Source organism: Wolbachia endosymbiont (group B) of Xanthorhoe designata, assembly GCF_964028585.1.
Classification (GTDB): Bacteria; Pseudomonadota; Alphaproteobacteria; order Rickettsiales; family Anaplasmataceae; genus Wolbachia.
This window is the reverse complement of sequence record NZ_OZ034794.1, coordinates 505708-527736: the sequence shown is the minus strand read 5'-3', so window position 1 is coordinate 527736 and position 22029 is coordinate 505708. Positions and strand designations below refer to the sequence as shown.

At 35.6% G+C, this 22029-nt stretch carries 24 protein-coding genes and 2 pseudogenes; 21 read left to right on the top strand and 5 right to left on the bottom strand.

Features of this window, described 5'->3' with window-relative positions:
- The first annotated feature begins 4 nt into the window (after positions 1 to 4).
- The 13 genes and pseudogenes from ABWU64_RS02510 to ABWU64_RS02450 all read left to right on the top strand — a co-directional run bounded on the left by ABWU64_RS02510 (position 5) and on the right by ABWU64_RS02450 (position 9942).
- Complete coding sequence (locus ABWU64_RS02510) at positions 5 to 208, top strand: hypothetical protein (protein WP_353279295.1); 204 nt, start codon at positions 5 to 7, stop codon at positions 206 to 208.
- On the top strand, positions 195 to 1664 hold the full coding sequence (locus ABWU64_RS02505) for a hypothetical protein (RefSeq protein WP_353279297.1): 1470 nt from the start codon (positions 195 to 197) through the stop codon (positions 1662 to 1664). Before ABWU64_RS02510 ends, ABWU64_RS02505 begins: the two co-directional genes overlap by 14 nt.
- 6 nt (positions 1665 to 1670) lie before the next feature.
- Positions 1671 to 2222 carry a hypothetical protein gene (locus tag ABWU64_RS02500; protein WP_010962686.1) on the top strand — a complete coding sequence of 184 codons (552 nt, stop codon included), beginning with the start codon at positions 1671 to 1673 and terminating at the stop codon, positions 2220 to 2222.
- Positions 2215 to 3401 (top strand): annotated as a pseudogene (locus tag ABWU64_RS02495) (phage tail sheath subtilisin-like domain-containing protein). The gene ABWU64_RS02500 and the pseudogene ABWU64_RS02495 overlap by 8 nt, the downstream one beginning before the upstream one ends.
- 11 nt (positions 3402 to 3412) lie before the next feature.
- On the top strand, positions 3413 to 3910 hold the full coding sequence (locus ABWU64_RS02490) for a phage major tail tube protein (protein WP_010082216.1): 498 nt from the start codon (positions 3413 to 3415) through the stop codon (positions 3908 to 3910).
- Positions 3911 to 3956: 46 nt separating this feature from the next.
- Complete coding sequence (locus ABWU64_RS02485) at positions 3957 to 4343, top strand: phage tail assembly protein (protein WP_353279802.1); 387 nt, start codon at positions 3957 to 3959, stop codon at positions 4341 to 4343.
- Positions 4325 to 6598, top strand: a complete 2274-nt coding sequence (locus ABWU64_RS02480) for a phage tail tape measure protein (protein WP_353279801.1) — start codon at positions 4325 to 4327, stop codon at positions 6596 to 6598. Before ABWU64_RS02485 ends, ABWU64_RS02480 begins: the two co-directional genes overlap by 19 nt.
- 16 nt (positions 6599 to 6614) lie before the next feature.
- Positions 6615 to 6953, top strand: a complete 339-nt coding sequence (locus ABWU64_RS02475; protein ID WP_353279800.1) for a phage tail protein — start codon at positions 6615 to 6617, stop codon at positions 6951 to 6953.
- Between the two features lie 26 nt (positions 6954 to 6979).
- Positions 6980 to 7159 carry a tail protein X gene (locus tag ABWU64_RS02470; protein WP_353279799.1) on the top strand — a complete coding sequence of 60 codons (180 nt, stop codon included), beginning with the start codon at positions 6980 to 6982 and terminating at the stop codon, positions 7157 to 7159.
- Positions 7156 to 7953, top strand: a complete 798-nt coding sequence (locus tag ABWU64_RS02465) for a phage late control D family protein (protein WP_353279798.1) — start codon at positions 7156 to 7158, stop codon at positions 7951 to 7953. Before ABWU64_RS02470 ends, ABWU64_RS02465 begins: the two co-directional genes overlap by 4 nt.
- Positions 7954 to 8178: 225 nt before the next feature.
- Positions 8179 to 8724, top strand: a complete 546-nt coding sequence (locus ABWU64_RS02460) for an ankyrin repeat domain-containing protein (RefSeq protein ID WP_353274651.1) — start codon at positions 8179 to 8181, stop codon at positions 8722 to 8724.
- A 67-nt stretch (positions 8725 to 8791) separates the two neighbouring features.
- Complete coding sequence (locus tag ABWU64_RS02455) at positions 8792 to 9013, top strand: hypothetical protein (protein WP_015589022.1); 222 nt, start codon at positions 8792 to 8794, stop codon at positions 9011 to 9013.
- An 8-nt stretch (positions 9014 to 9021) separates the two neighbouring features.
- Positions 9022 to 9942, top strand: coding sequence for a patatin-like phospholipase family protein (locus ABWU64_RS02450; protein WP_353279796.1), 921 nt, complete (start codon positions 9022 to 9024; stop codon positions 9940 to 9942).
- A 39-nt stretch (positions 9943 to 9981) separates the two neighbouring features.
- Here the strand turns inward: ABWU64_RS02450 and ABWU64_RS02445 are convergent, their stop codons facing one another.
- From ABWU64_RS02445 to ABWU64_RS02425, 5 genes are all read right to left on the bottom strand, one after another.
- Entirely contained in the window at positions 9982 to 10917 is a 936-nt protein-coding gene (locus ABWU64_RS02445) for a helix-turn-helix transcriptional regulator (RefSeq protein WP_353279795.1), read from the bottom strand.
- 89 nt (positions 10918 to 11006) lie between these two features.
- Positions 11007 to 11927 (bottom strand): helix-turn-helix domain-containing protein, encoded by a 921-nt coding sequence (locus tag ABWU64_RS02440; RefSeq protein ID WP_353279794.1) that lies wholly within the window; start codon positions 11925 to 11927, stop codon positions 11007 to 11009.
- A 65-nt stretch (positions 11928 to 11992) separates the two neighbouring features.
- The gene (locus ABWU64_RS02435; RefSeq protein WP_353279793.1) at positions 11993 to 13186 is read right to left on the bottom strand and encodes a hypothetical protein; all 1194 of its coding nucleotides are present in this window, start codon (positions 13184 to 13186) and stop codon (positions 11993 to 11995) included.
- Between the two features lie 170 nt (positions 13187 to 13356).
- A complete protein-coding gene (locus ABWU64_RS02430; RefSeq protein ID WP_353279792.1) occupies positions 13357 to 14022 on the bottom strand; it encodes a RadC family protein in 666 nt (221 codons plus the stop codon).
- A gap of 171 nt (positions 14023 to 14193) precedes the next feature.
- Positions 14194 to 15099, bottom strand: a complete 906-nt coding sequence (locus ABWU64_RS02425; protein ID WP_353279791.1) for a helix-turn-helix domain-containing protein — start codon at positions 15097 to 15099, stop codon at positions 14194 to 14196.
- Positions 15100 to 15219: 120 nt separating this feature from the next.
- On the opposite strand from ABWU64_RS02425, the pseudogene ABWU64_RS02420 reads away from it, so the two are divergent.
- The 8 genes and pseudogenes from ABWU64_RS02420 to ABWU64_RS02385 form a co-directional block, all read left to right on the top strand.
- Positions 15220 to 15465 (top strand): annotated as a pseudogene (locus tag ABWU64_RS02420) (PD-(D/E)XK nuclease family transposase); the annotation flags it as partial.
- Between the two features lie 287 nt (positions 15466 to 15752).
- Positions 15753 to 15968, top strand: a complete 216-nt coding sequence (locus ABWU64_RS02415; protein WP_353279790.1) for a hypothetical protein — start codon at positions 15753 to 15755, stop codon at positions 15966 to 15968.
- 131 nt (positions 15969 to 16099) lie between these two features.
- Positions 16100 to 16951, top strand: a complete 852-nt coding sequence (locus ABWU64_RS02410) for a reverse transcriptase domain-containing protein (protein WP_410541964.1) — start codon at positions 16100 to 16102, stop codon at positions 16949 to 16951.
- Between the two features lie 318 nt (positions 16952 to 17269).
- A complete protein-coding gene (locus ABWU64_RS02405) occupies positions 17270 to 17419 on the top strand; it encodes a hypothetical protein (RefSeq protein ID WP_353279260.1) in 150 nt (49 codons plus the stop codon).
- Positions 17420 to 17462: 43 nt separating this feature from the next.
- Entirely contained in the window at positions 17463 to 17744 is a 282-nt protein-coding gene (locus tag ABWU64_RS02400) for a hypothetical protein (protein WP_353274639.1), read from the top strand.
- The gene (ltrA, locus tag ABWU64_RS02395) at positions 17698 to 18699 is read left to right on the top strand and encodes a group II intron reverse transcriptase/maturase (protein WP_353274637.1); all 1002 of its coding nucleotides are present in this window, start codon (positions 17698 to 17700) and stop codon (positions 18697 to 18699) included. The genes ABWU64_RS02400 and ltrA overlap by 47 nt, the downstream gene beginning before the upstream one ends.
- A 557-nt stretch (positions 18700 to 19256) precedes the next feature.
- Positions 19257 to 21050, top strand: a complete 1794-nt coding sequence (locus tag ABWU64_RS02390) for a reverse transcriptase/maturase family protein (protein WP_182282558.1) — start codon at positions 19257 to 19259, stop codon at positions 21048 to 21050.
- Positions 21051 to 21474: 424 nt separating this feature from the next.
- Positions 21475 to 22023, top strand: coding sequence for a group II intron maturase-specific domain-containing protein (locus ABWU64_RS02385; RefSeq protein ID WP_353279789.1), 549 nt, complete (start codon positions 21475 to 21477; stop codon positions 22021 to 22023).
- Positions 22024 to 22029: the final 6 nt, after the last annotated feature.

The following is a 22029-nucleotide window of genomic DNA, read 5'->3' as shown; positions in this document are numbered from 1 at the left end:
AAAAATGCTAAATGATAAAACAAGCAGAGAGTATCCATTACCTCATCCAGAAAATATTGCAGTTCAAGATGTTGTTCGTATCCGTACTACAATTAAGAAAATAGATGAAGATATCGCTAAAAGAGAGAATGAGCACAATAAGCTTAAAAAAGCATTTGAACGACTGAATTTTGAGACTTTTTTGAATTTTTGGAATGACCATTGCTAACGAAGCCATAGATGCATTGCATCAAAGAATTAAAGATTTAGCAGCAAATAGCACACCTGATCAATTAGCGTACCTTGCTAAATCATTAGAATCGATGATAGGTAAAAAAGCTATTTCTGATATTGCGCAAATGACTAAAGTAAAAGAAATAATTGATACACTACAAAAGAGACTTAAGGATTTAGCAGCAAATAGTACGCCAGATCAGCTGGCATATCTTGCTAAAGCATTGGAATCAATAGTCGACAAAAGTGCAGTTTCTAAAATTGTACAGATGACTGATGGTAAGTTAAAAGAACTCTTGAGCGCTGCAAGGACGCACTTAAGTGACATAAATAGCAATAAGGAAAATTCAATATCTGCAATAACTGAAGCGAAAACAGATTCTGTCAATGAAATTAACAAGCTTAGGGATAATTCCTTAAACACTTTAAAAGCATCATCAGATTCACATATATCGCTACTTGATACGAGAAAGAATGCCAATATTGCAGCAATAAATAGCATTAGTAACAGTCATAAAGATGGTCTTAAAGGTTTAGTAGAAGATTTTCGTGCTGTTAATAATGTACCATCTGGCTCATCAATTATAGGAGAAATAGAAATTCGAATTGAAAACATCCTGAATGAGGTAAAAACTCGGGATGAACAGTTAAAAGTGTCTCTTATAAATGAAATAAGAAATCGCAACATGGTTGAACCAGGGTCATTACCTTTCTTATTTGGTGTACTTGGCAGAAAAAATAATTATTTTGGCCGCGGAACTTTTACGACAGAGCTTGGAAAGTGGAGTAGTGATATAACAAAAACTGACTATATGTTACAACTACTAGCAGGTAGCCATACGTACAATACAGATTACGTTAGTTTTTATCGGCCAAGACAACTAAGTTTTATAGAGGGAAGTAAAGGAACATTTATTTACGGAGAGTTATGCACAAAAAGTTTTTCGGGTAGTTATGATGAGATATACTATTACCCGTATGCTGCACTTGGAGTAGTATTTGTAAAAAATACAACCAATGTGAACATAAATAAGACAATGGAATTTGTTGGATCATCGTATTCGAGTACGGAGTATGGGGGAGCAGGATTATTTGTGGGAACTCCTGATAACACTAATTCTAATAAATCAAGTATTTCAAAAATAGTATGGAAAAATGTTTACCAATACACGAGTTCTGATAGCAAGTTAGCCGGATCTGGTAATGTGGAGATTCCAGCAGGAAAAACAGTTGCAACATTACTTTATACATCATCTTATCTATATTCCAGAACAAAAGTTAGTGAAGGTGCGTTTTCAGGTGATGTGTACACCTATGGTCAATTTATTCAGTGGGGAATTTATAACATACGTAGCAATTTTCTCACCACAGGGCTTGAGGTAGATGTGGAAAGGACGCTCAGGGGTTGGCAATGTCCAGGATTATCTAACACGTATGAGATTTGGAGGTAACAAACAATGTCTATCTACATTAGATTTGAAAATGATAAACAAGTAGAAACAACAACACTTGAAAGCAAGCCAACTGAAAATGATTGGTATGAAGCACCAGAAGATTTTGATTGGCAAAAAAGCTATTGTTTAACAGAAGGAGGAAAAATTGCTCAGCGTACTAAAGAAGATATACAAAAGGAGTTACTGGATAATGCGAAGCTTTGTGCATTTGATAGTATGCGTTTCTATTATGATAATCATACTCACCAATATGCAGGTCATTCTCACCAAAAAGCTAAATCTTATGAGATTCAAGCGGAAGCCGCAAAAAGCATTCTAGCAGACCAGGATGAAAAGGATAAAGAAATTATAGAACCTTTAGCAAAAGTCCGTGGTATTACGGTTATTGAAATGGCAAGAATAATTGAGGAAAAAGTGAAAAAAGCAGTAAAAGCAATAATTAAATGTGAAGAGCTTGAAGATTTAGCCAAAAGAAAGATTGAAGAAGCCAAAAGTGAAAATGAGCTACAGACTTTGCTAGATGATTTCAGGAAAAAAATACAAAGAAATGGCTGAAGAATTTTTACATGGCGTAAATGTTATTGAGGTAACCTCAGGAGCAAAGACAGTACGTACAGCTAAATCATCAGTGATAGGTGTAATTGGTACTGCACCTGAAGCAGATGAGCAAAAATTTCCGCTAAATAAACCAGTGTTAGTTGCAGGAAGCTTAAAGGAAGCAGCAAAGCTCGGAAAGAGTGGCAGTTTACCTTCTGCAATAAATGGAATATTTTCCCAGATTGGTGCAACAGTAGTAGTTATTCGAGTTAAAGAAAGTGAAACAGCGATCCAAAGCTCAAAGAAAGTGAAACTATTCAAAGTATAATCGGTGGAGTTGATAAAGAGACTGGAGAATATCAAGGGATAGAGGCATTCCTCAGTAGTGAAAGTATAGTTCATGTTGCTCCAAGAATATTAATTGCACCTCAGTTTACTCATCAGTTACCTGAAATAGATGGAGTAAATTCAGTAGTGAGTGCTTTAATTTCCATAGCAGAAAAATTAAGAGCAATTATTGTTGCAGACGGACCAAATACTAATGATGAAGAAGCAATAAAATGGAGAAAAAGTGTAGGCAGCTCAAGAGTTTACATAGCTGACCCTTGGGTTAAGGTATTTATTGAAGGAAAAGAAAAAATCTTGCCATCGAGTCCATTTGTAGCTGGTTTAATAGCTAAAATAGACAGCGAACAAGGCTTCTGGCATTCACCTTCAAATAAAGAGATAAATGGTATTGTTGGCACAAGCAGGCCTATTGATTTTAGCTTAGGTTATGCAAATTGCAGAGCAAACCACTTAAATGAAAATGAAGTAACAACGATAATTCATCAAAATGGCTATAGGCTTTGGGGCAATAGAACATGTTCAAATGACTCAAAATGGGCTTTTTTATCAGTGAGAAGAACTGCAGATTTAATTAACGATAGTTTACTTAGGGCTCATTTATGGGCAGTTGATCGCAATATCACCAAAACTTATATAGATGATGTGATTGAGGGGGTGAATTCTTACCTTGCAAGTTTAAAAGCGCAAGGAGCAATTATCAGTGGAAAATGTTATGCAACTCCCGAACTCAATACACCGGCAAATATTGCAAGCGGAAAAGTGTCTTTTGATTTTGAGTTTACACCGCCATATCCAGCTGAGCAAATAATATTCAGATCCCATCTTGTAAATAATAGTGTAATAAGTTAGGAGAAAGCGAAGTGTTACCCAAAATACTGAGAAATTTTAACGTATTTGTTGATGGTCGTGGTTATGCAGGAAAAATAGATGAAATAACCTTGCCGAAGCTTACCATAAAAACAGAGGAGTATCGTGCTGGTGGTATGGATATTCCAATAAATATTGATATGGGCATGGAGAAACTTGAAGCAGACTTTACTTTTGCTGAGTATGATTCAGAACTATTTAGACTTTTTGGCTTGATAGATGGAAACTCAGTATCTTTAACGCTCCGTGGAGGAATGCAAGGTAATGATATTGAAGCAGTAATAATCAATTTAAGAGGCATTTTTAAAGAGTTTGACTTTGGCAACTGGAAACCTGCTGAAAAAGCCACTCTAAAATGCACTGTAGCTGCTCATTATTATAAACTTACTATAGGTGGTAATGAATTAATAGAGATCGATGCTGAAAATATGATAAGAAAGATAAATGGTGTTGATCAAATGGCCTTGTTACAAACGATTCTAGGGATTTAGGTTTAGTTTTAAAAAGATTTTAGAATTTTATTTTTTAGGAGAAAGTATGACAACAGTAAAACTTGATAATCCAATAACAGTTGATGGTATTTCTGTCTCAGAACTTACCATTAGACGTCCAAAAGTTAGAGATTATCTAGCTATTGAGAGACTTAATGGTAGTGATCTAAGTAAGGAAGTAACTTTGACTGCCAACCTGACATCAGTTGCAAAAGAAGCAATTGAAGAGTTAGATATTGCTGATTATGTGAAAATTCAAGAGGTATTAAAGGATTTTTTTTTCACCGATTATCCAAAAAACTTGAGATTAGAAATACTAGTGCTTGGCTCTATCATAGGTGGTGGAGTTGAGCACATTCTTGATATGGAGATTAGTGAGTTTATTTTATGGAGCAAATTAGCTAGGGAGTTCAAATGTCAGTATTATCGATAAAAATAGGTGCGGTACTTGATGGCAGTTTTAATACTGTAATAAAGGGAAGCAGTAGTCAACTTACCCGTCTTGGTGAGAATATAAGAAAGCTTGATTCATCTTTAAAATCAGTATCAAAATTTAAGCAGTTGGGTAGTGATGTTTTGACTAGCAGGAGGTCGTGGAAGGGCTTTGAAGATCAAGTAAAATCTTTAGCTAAACAAATGAAAGCAATAGAGAAACCAAGCAAAACTTTAAAAGCAGAGTTTGACAAGGCCAAAACCTCTGCAACAAAAGCAAAAGAAGCATACTTAAAAAAGAGAGATGCTTTACATTCATTTAATGAAGAAGTAAGAAAAAGTGGAAGAAATATTAAGTCATTAGTAAGTGACCAATATAAACTTGGCTCGTCCATTGAAGCGCTGAAAGGCAAGTATGGTAAGCTTGGATCTGCAATACGTAGTCACCAAAGTTTTTTAGCAAGCAAAGCACATTTTAAGTCACAAATTATAGAGACTATTGGGCTAGGGCTAACGCTTGCAGCTCCAGTTAAAGTTGCGATTGACTTTGAAAGTGCTATGGCTGACGTTAAAAAGGTAGTAAAATTTGTACAAAATGACACTAAAGATGAAGCATCAAAGTTCGCTAAAGAGTTAAAGAAATTATCTCGGGAGATGCCATTGTCAGCTGCAGAATTAGCACAAATAGCCGCAAGTGGTGGTCAACTTGGTATTGACAAAGATGATCTTATGAAGTTTACAACAGTAGTTGCTAAAATGACCACAGCGTTTGATATGTCGGCAGAGGAAGCTGGTAATGCTATTGCGAAAATATCCAACGTCTATGGAATTAAAGTTGATGGTATGGAAAATGTAGGTAACATAATAAACCATCTTTCAGATAATACCGCTGCTAAAGCAAAGGAAATGGTTCTTGCACTGAATAGAATTGGCGGTAATGCTAAACAGTTTGGTTTAGAAGTTGATCAAGCAAGTAGCTTAGCAAGTGCGTTCATAAGTTTAGGTAAACAACCTGAAAAAGCAGCAACTGCTATAAATAACTTTCTTAGTAAACTACAGACCGCAAGGGAGCAAAGTCCTGAATTTCACGATGCATTAGATGAGATGGGAACAAGTATAGAAGAGCTCGAACAAACTATTAAAAAAAATCCTCAAGAGGCAATACTGCAATTTCTTGAAACTTTAAAAAAAATAGATGACCAAGAGCGTGCCGGTATTCTTATGAATCTATTTGGTGCTGGGTTTCAAGATGACATTGCTCTTTTAGTAGGAAGCTTAGACATTTACAAGAAAGCTATTGAACATTTAGCTGATAAAGAAAAATATAACGCTTCAATGCAGGACGAATTTAACAATCGGGCAAATACTACAGCTAATAAATTACAATTACTTAAAAATGCAGTATTTGAAGCTGGCATGAATCTAGGGTCAGTAATGTTGCCTACTTTAAATTATGTAGCTGGAAGTTTGAAAGCAATAACAGAGCGTATAGCTTCTTTTGCAGAAAAATATCCAACTTTAACTACGGCAATCATGAGTACTTTAGCAGCTTTGATAAGTTTGAAAGTCTTAGTAGTGGGAGTAGGCTATGGAATTACTTTATTAGGAAGTACAATTTTTGGTCTTAAAGCAACAATACTGACAACATTTTCATCTTTATCAAGTATAGTTTTTCCTGCAGTAATAACAGGGCTAAGAGCAATAACACTAGCTGTAATGACTAACCCAATTGGACTTTTAATAGCGAGTCTTGTTTCTGGCGCAGCTCTTGTTATCACTAACTGGCAAAAGGTAAAAGACTTTTTCTCTAACTTTTGGAAATCACTCATTAAACCCATAGGAGAAACTTTTTCATGGATAGGAAATAAAGTTAGTAGCATATTTGCTGAGAATAGTCCGATTAGAAAATTTGAAAATAATGGAAATGTTGTTAATAGGCTTTCTAAAAATAGCATTTTCAGTAACGGAAACCCATTGACAAGTAATAGCGCTATTAAACAATTTTCAGAAAATAGTAAAGGCAATTTTGAGAGTTTTAAAGTTAAAGGTGTTATAGAAGAAAAAAGAGCTATAGAACAAGAAGAAGTTGAGAAAGCATTCAAGAAAAGTAGATATGAAAATAGGGAATCTAAAGTATATAATCAAGCATTCTATCAAACGTTTAATATCAACATTAAGTCTGAAGATGTCCGCAGCGTTGCTGATGCAGTAATAGAACGATTTAGAGAACAAGCACGTGGGGCACTTTTGATATAGTTGAAGAGTTACATTGATGTTGCTTGGGAAATGTAAGATTGAACCAACAAGCCTAAGATACAGTAAAGAAAAAAGGTGGTATACAATTGAATGTATTGAAAAAACGTTGCTACAAAACATTGGCTCAGGAATTGAATGTATTGATCTGACAGGAGTAATTTATCCACGTTATCAGAGTAATGGCTTAGAGCAGCTAAAAAATATATGCGATACTCAAGTTCTGGTTGATAATTCAGGAAATGTGCTTGGAAATTTTGTCATTACTAATGTAGAAGAAAAACAGATATTATTTTTTCCTGATGGAAAACCAAGAAAAGTTGAGTTTATTTTGAAGTTAAAAAGTTACAGCAAGTGATTTATTATTACACTAAAGAAAACGAAATGTTAGATGAAATTTGCTGGAAACATTATGGATACAGTAGTGGAGCAGTGGAGGAAGTATTGCTTGAAAATCCAGGCCTTGCAGAACATGGAAGTTTTTTGCCCGCTGGATTAAGAATTAAGCTTCCTAAAATTCAAAAAATACCGAAAGGATCTGTTATAAACATTTTAGATGAATGACACCAGACTTTGATATAGTAGCAAAAAATAACCCAGTAACAGAGGTTTTAAAAAAGAGTTTAATATTACTACGTGTCACTGATGGATCAGGTACTACAAGTGACGAAGCTGAGATATGTATTAATTATAGCTCTAGCGCTTTAGAACTTAAGGGTAATTTACAGGTTTTTCTAGGATATAAAGAAACAGGTTTATTACCTATGGGGGTATATAAGGCAAATCAAATTACAATACAAAGTCCACCACAAACTTTAAGAATAAAATGTGACGCTGCAAGTTTAAGAGGATCATTAAAGGAAAGAAAATCAAAGGAATGGAAAGACATTACCTTGGGAGATTTGATTAAAGAAATAGCACAAGAACATGGGTATGAAGGTAAAGTCGCTGAAAGATTTGAAAATATATTTATACCACATACCATTCAAGCAGATGAAAGCGACATGAGTTTTTTGGAAGGATTAGGCAAAAAATATGATGCACTAGTAAAACCAGCAGGAGGATATATAATTTTTATTCCGAAGGGAGAAGCGAGATCAGCGACTGGAAAGATGTTAGGTACAACAGTATTGACACCTAAAGATATTATAAATTGGGAGGTAAATTTTAATGTGCGTAACAAATATGGATCTGTTATTGCAAAATGGCACAGTTATGAAAAGGGAGAAACTATAGAAGAGAAAGTGGGAAATGAGGGTCCAAGTTATACCCTGCAAACGCTTTACTCTACCGCAGAATCAGCAATTAGTGCAGCAGCAGCCAAGTTAAAACAACTAAACGTAGTACATCAAATTTAAATGTAACTGTTCCTGGTAATCCAGAATTATTTGCAGAAGCTAAGATCAGCCTTTCGGGATTTTGTCAGGAAATTGAAGGTGAATGGGTAATCAGCAGGGCAGAACATATTCTGAATAATAGAGGATATCAAACTATAGTAGAGGCAGCAGTGAGCAAAGCTGTTTAAGTGAAACTTAAGCAAATAGTCATTTAATTCTAGATGGGTATAATTATTGCAGTACTACATGAACAGAAATGTAAGAAGGCTTTTTCATAAAAATTCAATTATACGCCAAGGAGAATTTGATGGATTAATTTTTCTTATAGTGCTAACGGTGTGTATTGTGGTTATATATTTTTCCTTTTTTAAAAAAGGAGATGAGAGTTATAGTGCCACATTAGAAATCGCAGCTAAGAACTGTGACTTGGAAACTGTGAAATCCTTGATAAAAGATAATATAGGTATTGGTGAAAAATCATTACGTTATGTTGCAGGAGAAGGATGTTTAGAAATCGTAAGGTTTTTAGTAGAAGATGGTATTGATATTAATGCTACTAATAAATTCAAATGGACAGCGCTACATTCTGCTGCAGATCAAGGCTATTTAGAAATCGTTGAGTTTCTATTAGAAAAAGGAGCGAATCCTAATATAAAGGATAGCAATGGAAAAAGCCCTAGAAGAATAGCTGTAATGGCATCAAGGCACAACAAAGATAAACCTTACAGAGAAATCATTAAGCTACTTGCAGAAGCAGAGGACCGATACGAATCAACAAAAAGTAATCACTAAAGCTGTAAGTTTTCTATAATCTGCATATAAATTTCCAAAACTATCCATAACAAGTTAATATTTTCACATGAAAAAGCAAAAAATCCCAATAGCGGTAATAATAACAATAGTTCTACAGACTGTAGGATTCATATGGTGGTTGGCAAAACTTGACTTACGTGTACACATCCATGATAAATTTATAGAAAAAAACCAAGGACTAATCGAAATAGTCTATCGACTTGAAGAGAGAGTGAAAAACCTCACTGAAGAAGTCAACGAACTTGAAGCTATTCACAAACACAAATAAATTTTACAGTGACAAAGTACATTTTATCTGTAGATGGAGGTGGCATTAGAGGGATAATACCTGCCATTATTCTAGCAGAAATTGAATCTAGGACAAAAAAGCCAATTTCCCAGATTTTTGATTTAATGGCAGGCACCTCAACCGGTGGGATTATTGTTGCTGGACTTTGTAAAAGCAATAAACTTCAATACTCTGCCAATGATTTAGTTGAATTTTACCAAGAATACGGGTCATATATTTTTAAATCTTCATTCTTCAGGCGATCAATATTATCTTGGTTTAACTGTGCACAATACCCACATAAAAATATTGAATTTGTACTGGATAAATATTTTGGTGATGATACTTTACAAAGCACCTTAAATAATGTACTGATTGCAAGTTACGATATTCACAATAATTGCCCATTTTTCTTCAAAAGCTGGAAAGAAGGTAATATTAAGCTGAAAGATGCACTCAGAGCTGCAACGGCTGCACCCACTTATTTCATACCAAAACATCTAAAAATTGATCAGATAGACAGAGTATTAGTGGATGGAGGGATATTTGCCAATAATCCAGCGGCTTGTGCATATGCAAGTGGTAAGAGGTTATTTCCAAATGATGATATTGTACTGTTATCGATAGGTACTGGAAGAACAGATAGAAGTATAAAGTATGCTAACTCAAGGAAATTTGGCAAAATAGGGTGGATCAAGCCACTACTGAATGTGATGTTTGCCTCTGGATTGGACTGCGTAAATTATCAGATGAATCAAGTAATAGGCAATAGATACGTAAGAATACAATCGCAATTGAAAATAGCATCACCTGACATGGATAATATTACATCAAAAAATATCAGATCTCTTCAGCAAGAGGCAAATGCAATGATAGAGGACAATCAGAAAGTGATAGAAAAATTCTGTATAGAAATATTAAATATATAACTATCTTTACTTATATCTTAATATATTGTTTAACACAATTCAATTTTCACAATCACCCAACTCACCAGCAGTTAGGCCACTTGCTCGCACAATAATATCAATAGCAACACCTTCCTTAACTAGATCTTTTGCAATCTTGATTTTCTCTGCTTTTTTAACCTTTTCTTTACCAGTTTGCATTCCTTCAGATAAAGATCTGGCTACCGTATCCAGTAATTCTTGATCCTCAATTTTTTCGCATTTACCTATAAACCCAAAAACTGGCTCATTTTCATATTCTGTTAGTCCAAGAGCTTTAATGTTAACTGATAATGTCTTTGCTATCTTATATAATATTTCAATTGGAATATCTGTATATCCTCGTTCATAGTCGTGTATTTCTTTAGGTGTTGAACCGATTTTATTTGCCAAGTCCTCCTGAGTGTATTCCCGTATTAATCTCTCCTCTTTTATCCCTTTCCCCACTTTGTAGAGTATAGAATCAGTGCAAATTTCTTTCTCTATATCATCATACTCATAAGTAGATAAGCGAGTCACTTGGGAAATAATATCAACTGAAACTCCTTCTTTCACTAGATTCTTTGCTACTTCTATTTTCGCTTCTTCTTGGCTAATTTTCTCGCTAATATATACAAACCTTACTAATGGATACAGCTTCTTGCGTAATTCCTGATCCTTAATTTCTCTATGTATTTTTGTTAGATAGACTATTTCTTTATCCTCATCTTCATACCAACTGTTTTCTCTTAGTACTGTTGGTTCTGGAAGTAGATCTATAACATTAACTGACAATGCTCCTGCTATTATATACGATTCTTTGATTGTAATAGCCTTGCACCCTAGTTCAAAGTTATGTATTTCCTTATATGTTAAACCAATTTTGCTTGCTAATTTTGCCTGAGTATACCCTTGTACTATCCTACAACCTTCTATTTTTTTCCCCAGCTCGTAGCTCAATATGCTCTGAATTATCATAGATAAATCCTCTAAAAGCTGTTTTTCCTACAGAAGCAAACATATGTTCTATCACAAAAAAATCCACTATTGGCTAAGTTTTTATGAAATCACAAAAATTTCTTAATCATATAATTTGATAAGCCTGTCGTTTGCAAGATAATATCAACAGAAATTCCTTCTTTCACTAAATTCCTTGCAACTTCAATCTTCTTTTCCTTTCTGACCTTTTCTCTATAAACATGTATACCTTCAAATAAAGACTTGATTAGCATATCGCGTAATTCCCGACTCTCAATCTTTTTGTATTCTTCTATCAAGTTTGATAGCTTTTCTTCCGCTTCACTATCCTCATCTGATTCGGGAAGTAGATCTATGATACTGATTGATAATACCTTTGCTATTTCATCTAACATTTCAAGTGAGACAGCAGCTCGCCCTTGTTCATATTCGTATATTCCTTGATTTGTTATGCCAACTTTATTCGCTAAATCTTTTTGAGTATATCCTCGTATCAATCTCCACTCTTTTATCCTTTGCCCTACTTTGTATGGAATGGGAATTTTGTTCTCCTCATACTCACCAATAGATAAGTTAGTTGTTCGAGAGATAACATGAGCAGAAACTCCTACTTTCATCAAACCCCTTGCTACTTCCATTTTTACCGCTTTTCTGCTTCTTTCCTCACTCAAACGAATAAATTTGGTTAATAAATAAAATACCTCGCTTAATTCTTTATCCTTATACCCCTTTACTAAATTTAATATTTCTTTATCTTCAAAATATCTTTTTTCATTTGGTAGCGTCTCTCCACAAACTAGACCTTTAACATTTACTGATAATGCTTCTGCTATAGCATATAACTTCTTAATTGGAATTTTACGGTTCCCTTTCTCATATTGCAGTATTACCCAGTACTTTACACCAATTTTCTCTGCTAAACCCTTCTGAGTATACCCTCTCTCTAACCTCCAACTTTTCACTTTTTGCCCTACTTCACAGTCTAGACTTTTTTCCACGCAAAAAACCATATATATAATATTTTCTACTATAGCTCAAAGGCTCCAGTAAACTCTGGAACCTTAAAATAAATGAATTAAAGTTCCCTAAAGGTTTCTTTACTACCTCCACATACCCTATTTACCCATGAAGACAATACTTCATCATTGCTAATCTCTTTTATAGCATACTTTTCATTCCATATGCCACATCTAGTGAAATTACCTTTCTCTACTGCTTCTTGAAGTTTCACTCCTCCAAAAAGGCAGTTTTTTCCTATTTCTTCGCCTCTTTTTTGTAACTCAGCCCACATTTCTTTGTTTTCTACTCTCACTTGTACTTGATCATATTTTTTTACATCGTGGTACAATATAATATTTAGCTGACCAATGCTTGTAGAAAATTCTAATATAATAGAGCTTTCATCTGACATATCGATATAGTTTCTTATACCTCCCTTCTCGCTTTTAACCTCAACTGCATCATTACCAATTTTTAAAATATTACTTCCTAACTTTCTGTTTGCTTCCAGTATTTTGGCTACCTCTACCTTGCTATTATCAGAAAATTCTATATATGATGTTGTATTGTCTATCTCGAGATCTATTAAGGGTCCTTCTTGAACAGCACTTTCGCCAGCTTTTTCTAGTTCTTCTAGTTGCTTATCTATCTGTGGCTGAACTTCTGGTTGTAGCTCATCATAGATTTCATCTATCAGTTTATTCTGTAGTAGAGTATCATGAAACTCTGCACCGCTTAGCATTAATTTACGTATTAGCTTTTTACGATCAACCTTATCAAATTTATGAAAATGTGTACCTAATACTACATACTCTGCAAAACTCCATTCTCCGTCATCACATGCATTTATTCTTGCTCCTGAGGCTAGTACTTTGTCTATAACTTTGTGCAATTCATTTACATTCTTTGCCTCTACCACTTCACTTTTTAACCAGCTCAAAGTTTCTGCACTCGGCTTTATTTTTTTCAAAGCTGAAGCAAATGGATTTTTATCTTCTTGATCACTTACAGGTTTTGTGCCATAAACATAGTCAAATCCTTTCCCATAGTTGATTTTGTTTTCGCGAACTTCTCTACCAGGGAAGGGTGCTATTTCCTCAGGCTTTTTAGCCTTATTAATTTTGCTTACAAAGGTGGATTGCTCCTTAGTACGACCTATTCCTACAATAGCATTTAACACCTCACCTTTTGATAATCTATCAAGATCAATGTTTAACTCGTAAGTACCTCCTTCTTGATCATCAAAAGGTACAATTATTTTATTACTCATATTAGCCTCCGCTATTAAATATACTTTACTAAGTCTATAACCGACTTTATTACTTTATTATTAATTCAATATATATTTTCTCATTAATTATAAGCAATAATTAATGTGATTACAAATACTTTCTTCATTCAAGTAGTTAAACAACTCATGAAAATCTTCAAACATCTGCTTTATAACAGTCCTTGCTCTTTAAAGCTAAAATACCCAACACTTGTGATGATAATGTGATCCAGCAACCTAATCCCTATAGTCTGACAAGCTTTAGCCAAGTCTTTAGTTACAGCTTCATCCTCATCAGATGGCTTTAACCTTCCTTCTGGGTGGTTATGCGATATTATTATTGACGTCGCTTTTCTTATTAATGCTTTTCTTGTTACTTCTCTTATGTAAAAAGGTACCTTATCCACTGTACCAGTAAACACTTCTTCCCCCTTTAAACGGCACTTTTGATCAAAATATATTATTTTCATCTTTTCCTCTTCTGAATAACCAATACTCACCCTTAAATATTTTACGATGGTTTCCAAGTTATCCATTACAGGTCCTTTCTTTAACTCTTCTCTTGGTACTCTCTTTGAAGCTTCCTTTAGGCATAAAATTACTGCTACTGTAGAGTCAGTTATCCCTTCTATAGTTTTCAAGTCATCTATTTCCTGGCCTAAAACTCCTCCTATTCCAAAATTATCTATTAGCTTTCTAGCAATAACTCGAGCTTCTTCCCTGTCATGCACTGCACTTAGAAACGTTTCTATTACTTCACGATCAAGTAGAGCTTTACCGTTGCTTTCTAATGCTCTGAACTCTATTTCTTCTCTACGATCTTTCTTATTATTCATAAAAATTACCCTTCACTAATAACAAAATGTTTTTATATATTTACTGCTGTTTTTTTTGTCAGCATTGGCATAAAGCCATAGCTTTTGAGTGAAGTCAAATCAATTTCTCAATCTTTTTTACTTATTTTTTCACGAATAGGTAAAGATATTAATATATACTGATTTTTTATTTTAAATTTGTTGAATTTCGTCTAAAGAGATGCCCACTGTTTTTAAAATAATATTGATAGAAATTCCTTCCTTAACTAAATTCTTTGCAATTCTCATCTTTTCTACTCTCTTCACTTTCTCTTTGCAAACTTGTATGCTTTCAAACAGAGATTTTATTAGTACATTACGTAGCTCTTGGCTTTTAATCTTTTTGTATTCTTCTATTAACCTTGATAGTTCCACTTCACTATTCTCATTTTCTCTTGTTTCTGGAAGCAGACCTGTAATATTAATTAATAGTACCTTTGCTATTTCATCTAACATTTCAAGTGAAACAGCAGCTCGTCCTTGTTCATATTCATATATTCTTTGATTTATTATGCCTACTTTACTTGCTAAATCTTCTTGAGTGTATCCTCTTCTCAACCTCCATTCTTTTATTCTTTGACCTACTTTATACGGAATAGAAATTTTTTTCTCATCATATTCATCAATAGATAAACTGGTCGTTTGAGAGATAGAAACTCCTTCCTTAACTAAACCCTTTGCCACCTCTACTTTTACTGCCTTTCCACTTTCTTCCTCACTAATACGGATGAATTTAGTTAATAAATAAAACGTTTCACGTAATTCTTGATCCTTAATCTCTTTATGTCTTCTTACTAGATTTAGTACCTCCTCTCCCTCATACCCTTTCTCATTTGATACTTCTTGTCCGCAAGCTAGGTCTCTAGCAGTTGTTGATAATGCTTCTGCTAACTCATATAATTTCTTAATTGAAATTCTGCGTGTTCCTTTTTCATATTGCAGTATTACCTGATATGTTGTTCCGATTTTTTTTGCTAAATCTTTTTGAGTATATCCTCGCTTTAACCTCCAGTTCCTTACTTTTTGTGCTATCTGATACCTTATTGAGATGTTTGCCATAAATATTATACATGTTAATACTACCAAACAAAGATATACAAAAACTTCTATGTTTGCATTTTAGTTGAATATTTCTTCACAATTGTGTATAATTATTAATGCTTTTTACGTACTCTTGCTATGGCTCTTTCGAAGTTTCTTGATGCTCGCAACGATTATGCATTTAAAAGAATATTTGGCACCGAGAAGAATAAAGATATCCTCATTCATTTCTTGAACGATATTTTAGGCTTTACTGGCTTAGCTGCTATTCACGATGTTGAATTCTTAGCTACCATTTTAGACCCTGAAATTGCCGCTAAAAAGCAGAGTATTGTTGATGTTCTTTGTAAGGACTCTCAAGGTTCAAGATATATTATAGAGATGGTGCGACCTGAAAGTCTTCGGTCATATTGTTTAAAAGGAGAGGAATTTATTCAGAAAGAAACTGAAAGGATTCTAAAACTTATTAAACCAGATGTTTTGCCATCTGAGTCTACGCATCAGTGCGAATCGGGCAACCGGTTGGTGCCGAGCGATGCGGACAATGAACCTCCTCTTGAAAAAGAAGATGCTCAATCGTGAGAGGGGCATAAACTGCAAGCATCATGTGGTTGGAGGGCTAGGCTTAGTGGTATGGTGAACGTAAGTGAAGCTTTATAAGTACCGATACGATGAAAGAGCTAAAGATGCTGATAAGCTCTGACCAAAAGGTAATGTGGATAAGTTACATTCTTCATTTCTGGATGTACGCAAATAATAACTCCACCGGTATAGAGAAGCCACCTAACCCACTGTTGTATGATAGAAGGAACAGGGTAAGCCTGTATTTTCGCCTATATGGCAAGCAAACCGCAAGGAATGCTGATGAAGGTGCAGGTAAAGGATAATGGAGAAAGCGAATGCCATTTTGTAACGAAATGGATAGAATTTGTAACATTAATTCTCGTGAAAACGAGCAGACTTCCATTTGGTCCCTCGTGACAAGAAACTTTGTTAACCACTTAAGGTAGGAAAGCAGATGATTACAAGTAAACCTGTAAGTGCATCTACCGAAAGCTTTGAAGCATGGAAGCAATTGCCATGGAAGAAATGCCAGAAAGTTATTGTGAGGCTACAAAGACGTATTGTTAAGGCTGTCCAAGAAGGAAGATGGGGTAAGGTAAAAGCTTTACAACATCTTCTCACACGCTCTTTTAGCGGAAAAGCTTTGGCTGTTAAGAGAGTAACTGAAAACCAAGGAAAAACCACAGCAGGTGTAGATCGTCAACTATGGTCAACTTGCAATGCTAAATTTCAAGGAATAAAGCTGTTAAAACAAAGAGGATATAAACCTTCTTCGCTCAAACGAATTTATATCAGTAAATCTAATGGCAAAAGAAGGCCTCTTGGTATACCCACGATAAAAGATAGAGCGATGCAAGCATTGTATCTGCTCGCGTTGGAACCGGTAGCTGAAACAATCAGTGATCGTCACTCTTACGGCTTTAGACCTAAAAGATCCTGCGCAGACGCTACTGTGGCTTGCCACTTATTACTGGCAAGTCGTAATCAACTACAATGGATACTCGAAGGTGATATCAAAGGTTGTTTTGATAACATTAACCATGAATGGCTCATGAAGCATATTCCTATGGAGAAGAAAATTCTTCATAGATGGTTAAAAGCTGGTTTCCTAGAATCGAAAACTCTGTATCCCACAACTGCTGGCACTCCGCAAGGAAGTATAATTTCTCCAATACTAGCTAACTTTACCTTAGATGGTCTTGAACAGTTATTAGAAAGTCGCTTTGGTAAATTAGGTAGCAAAAGAAGAGGAAAAATCAGAAGTGGAGTGAATGTAATCAGGTACGCAGACGACTGTGCGCCGTAGAAACACGGGAAGTGTTGAAGCTGTGCAATAGATGAGGGAGGGTCCCTCGGAGCCGGTTTGCAAGAGCAGGCTTCAAACAACCATAAGCTGCTTTGGTAAAGAGCTAAGGTAGTGAGCGTTATGGAAAAGGCATAATTATATGTCATGTAAGGAATAGAGAGATGAACGAAAATGAACCACTGATGAAGTGTCGAAACCTTTTAAATGACGTCAAAACCAGGGGGTCGTTTGTAACCTGGGATAAATCTATCGGGAGCTTGTTTACTGGATAGATGGCGTCCGGCATAAAGGTGGCATGAATCTATTTCAGGCTATTGTGTGGAACTACGGGAACCTGTCGTTTCGATGATAAGGGAGAAATCCAAGGAGCTAAACTCTAAGGATGAGAGTACCGATGCGAAAAACAGGGGCGGATCAGCTCGTAGTAGTGAAGAAGTTTCTGTAATGGAAATGGAGCGAAGGAGCTGAGTTATTCAGTTTTAATTATGTATCAACCGAAAGGGAGGAGTTAATGAATAAAACAAAGTCTTTTGATATACCAAAGCAACTTATTTGTAGGGCTTATAAACAAGTATCGAAAAATAAAGGTGCTGCAGGTGTAGATGAGGTCTCGATAACAAAGTTTGAGGAGAATCTAAAAGATAATTTGTACAAACTATGGAATCGGATGTCATCCGGAAGTTATTTTCCCGAGCCAGTAAAAGCTGTTACAATACCGAAAGATACGGGAGGACAAAGAACTCTATATGTTGTCCGACAGGATAGCACAAACAGCCGCTACTATGTATCTTGAACCGTTAGTAGAGCCGAAATTTCACGAGGATTCATATGGTTATAGACCAAATAAGTCTGCATTGGATGCGGTATATACAGCACGGAAGAGATGTTGGAAAAATGATTGGGCAGTAGATCTTGATATATCTGGATTTTTCGACAATCTGGACCACGATTTAGCACTGCAGGCTATCAAGAAACACACTGACTGCAAATGGATCATACTGTATGTTGAGAGGTGGATGAAAGCCCCCATTCAGCAAGCAGATGGCAGTAAGGTAGTTAGGGATAAAGGAGTTCCGCAAGGAGGTTCAGTTAGCCCAATCATCTCTAATATATTCATGCATCATGTGTTTGATATATGGATGAAAAAGAACTACCCGACAGTACCATTTGAGAGGTATGTGGATGATGCGATAGTGCACTGCAGAACTAAGAGACAGGCAGAATTTATGAAAGTAATGATCGAAGAAAGATTGGCTAAGTGTAAATTGAGGTTACATCCTGAAAAGACACAGATAGTGTACTGTAAGGATGGTGATAGGAGAGATGAGTTTCCTACACAAAACTTTGATTTCTTGGGCTATACCTTTAGAGCTAGAGGAGCAAAGAATAAGAAGAGGGACTGTTATGTTTCTTTTCTACCTGCAATCAGCAACAAAGCCAAGAAGAAGATCAAGAAAACCATAAAGTCATGGAGAATACATCGGATTACGTGGACCACATTAGAGGAAATATCGAAGAAAATAGATCCAATAGTCAGAGGCTGGTTTCAGTACTATGGCAGGTTTTATAAATCGGAGATTTATACATCTCTCAGAAATATAGAGAGATACCTCATAAGATGGGTCAGAACCAAATATAAGAAACTTCGAGATCATGGAAGACTAGCAAAGCAATTTCTAGGAAAAGTGAGAAAGAGGTCTCCAAATATTTTCTATCATTGGACACTTGGGTTAGGATCAAAGGACTAAATAATGGGAGCTATATAAACCGAGAGGGTGCGCCGTGGTACGCATTAAGAAATACTTAGCGGAGCTAAGCGGGGTTCAGAATAAATGGCCTCGAGGTGAACAACTAACTTTAACCCGAAAGGGAAGGAGGACAAGAGCATGTATGTAAAGCGAGAGTTATCTGAAGATGTGTAAGGTAACGGCTTGCAACACCCGATCAATATGGTTAAAGCTAAACTGCTTGAATTCTAATCTTCAGGGGTGGGATTTCACATCCATGGGTATCACATTTAAAACCCCATGTCTACAGTAAGCACAAATTAAACTTTCGTTTGTGTGACATTCTGGCTGTAGAACGATAAGTAGTGAGCTTATTTAAGAGGATGAATAGAAAACCTAAGTTGATCTAGAACAGTTCTTAGTGACGGAACATGGGATGACCTAAGGAACGCGAGTTCTATGGTTACGGAGTCATCGTAGTAGTCGTGAAAGTAACGAATCACCGGGGAGTGTGGGAAAGCCACATACAGGGCAAAGGGTGACAGATAATTGAATGTTGAAATTGGGAGGTACGCAAGATGCGGAAAGCTGAAACAATACTTAACATTATACGTGAACGTGGACAAAGAAATTTGCCGGTTAAAAACGTATATCGCCTACTCTATCAGCGTGATCTTTACCTTCGGGCGTATGGCAAACTTTGTCGTAATAAAGGTGCTATGACAGAAGGTGTGACAGTTGAAACAGTTGATGGTATGTCTTTGGAAAAGATCGATAAAATCATAGAGGGTTTACGCTATGAGCGATATCGGTGGACACCAGTAAAACGTATCTATGTTTTAAAGAAGAGTGGTAAACGCAGGCCGTTAGGGTTGCCAACATGGTCAAATAAGTTACTTCAAGAAGTAATTCGATTAATATTGGAAGCCTACTATGAGCCTAAATTTAGTGAATGTTCACATGGATTTCGACCAAAGCGTGGATGCCACACTGCATTAAGAGCAGTAATGCAAAAAGGCAGAGGTACAAAATGGTTTATAGAGGGAGATCTCAGTGCATGTTATGACTCAATTGATCATACTATGTTGTTGAAAATACTGAGTGAAAGCTTCCAAGATAACCGTTTTATTCAGCTAATCAATCGACTGCTAAAAGCAGGATATATGGAAAATTGGAAGTACAATAAGAGTCATAGTGGGGTACCACAAGGTTCTATTATTGGTCCAATTCTGAGTAACATATTACTCGATCGGTTAGATAAACATGTGGAGCATATACTAATACCAGCAAATAACCGAGGTAAGCGAAGAAGGACAAATCCAAAATATTTAAGGTTAACCATGCAAGTATCGATGATGAGAAAACAAGGGAACTGGGATCAAGCAAAACAACTGCGTCAATTAGTGCAGGGTATGCCATCTAAGGATTCTTGCGATCTAAATTATCGACGTCTTTGGTATGTTAGGTATGCTGATGATTTTCTGGTAGGGTTTGCAGGACCAAAGAATGAAGCTGAACAAATTAAGAATGAGATTGCTGGGTTTCTCAATGAGGAGCTCAAACTTATGCTTAATGAAGATAAAACGTTTATTACACATGCGTGTGATAGCAAAGCCAATTTTTTGGGTTATGAAATACATGTTTTGCATGCAGATGATAAACATGATCATCGGACACAACGATGTATTAACGGTAGTATTGGGTTACGTGTACCACATCATATAAAGCAGAAAAAGTGTTCTGAATATATGCGTTGTGGTAAACCGATACATTTACCTCAACGTACAATTGATACAGCTTACAGTATTGTTGCTCAGTATCAAACTGAATATCGAGGAATTGTACAATACTACAAAATGGCCTACAACCTTCACACACTAAGTTATCTGAAATATGTGATGGAAGTATCATTAGTAAAGACTTTAGCATCTAAATACAAAACAACTTGCAGGAAAATTTATAGAAAATTTGGTGCGACGATCGAAAATGATGAAGGTGAAAAACGAAAAGTCATCCAAATCAGAGTAGATCGTTTACCATCAAAGATACCATTAATTACACACTTTGGTGCTGTGTTGCTAAAATGGAATAAATGGGTAAGCATAAGTGATAACCTTATACCAATATGGAATAAGCGTAGTGAAATAGAGCAAAGACTATTGGCACAAACTTGTGAATTATGTAAATCACAAGAGCAGATTGAAGTACATCACGTACGTAAACTTGCTGATTTGCTAGGTAAACGTAATACTGAACTACCGGAATGGAAAAAGAGAATGATTGAACGACAGAGGAAAACTCTTGTTGTTTGTCATGAATGCCATAAGAAAATCCAATATGGAAAATATGATGGTGACTCCTTAAAACGTTAGATTATTGGAGAGCCACGTGATACGGAAACGATCATGCGTGGTTCGGAGAGGGGTTGTTGGAAAAGTACTTAACAAGTAACTCGCTGGCTGCCCACTCTACTTTCCGTACAGTTCTGCGAGAGACTGGTGGGGAAGTTCCACTGGTCTACTCTCCTTGTCATCATACATGAAAATGAAGAGATTATTCTTAAAGCAAAAATTTTAGTTGAAGAATGGTTAGAAACCATTGGACTAAAATTAAAGCCCTCTAAAACAAGAGTTTCTCATACATTAAGAACCACTGACGAAACAAAACCAGGATTTGATTTTCTTGGATTTTCAATAAGATAATATCCAATAACAGAAAGTAAGAAAGGTTACAAGTAAACCAAGTCGTAATTCTATAAAACAGCATACACTAGCTATTAAACATAAACTCAGAGAAATGCGTAGAGCACCACAAGAACGGGTGATAAAGGATCTCAATCCAATAAACAGAGGATGGAGTCAATATTACTCCTCGGTAGTTTCATGTAAAATCTTTAGCTCATTGGATAATATTATGCATAGAAAATTCTGGAAGTGGGCAGTTTTTAGGCACCCAAACAAAGGGAGATGCTGGATAAAAAGAAGGTACTTTAAGAAATATAATAACGAAAACTGGCGCTTTATGACAAGTAACAAGGTACGTCTTACTATACACAGCGATCATGTTATTAAACGACATATCAAAGTGCAAAAAACCAGATCCCCATATGATGGTGATTGGGTTTATTGGGGGAATCGTCTTAATAGAATACTAGATAAATCACCGAAAGTAATAAAGCTGTTGAAGTTACAACAAAGTAAGTGTGATCAATGTCAACTTTGGTTCAAGAGTGATGATATTCTAGAAATACATCATAGAGACCAAAACAGGGAAAATAATATGATCAAAAACTTATCTTTGTTGCATGGACATTGTCATGATGAATTACACAGGAGGTGTGCATGAAAAGCA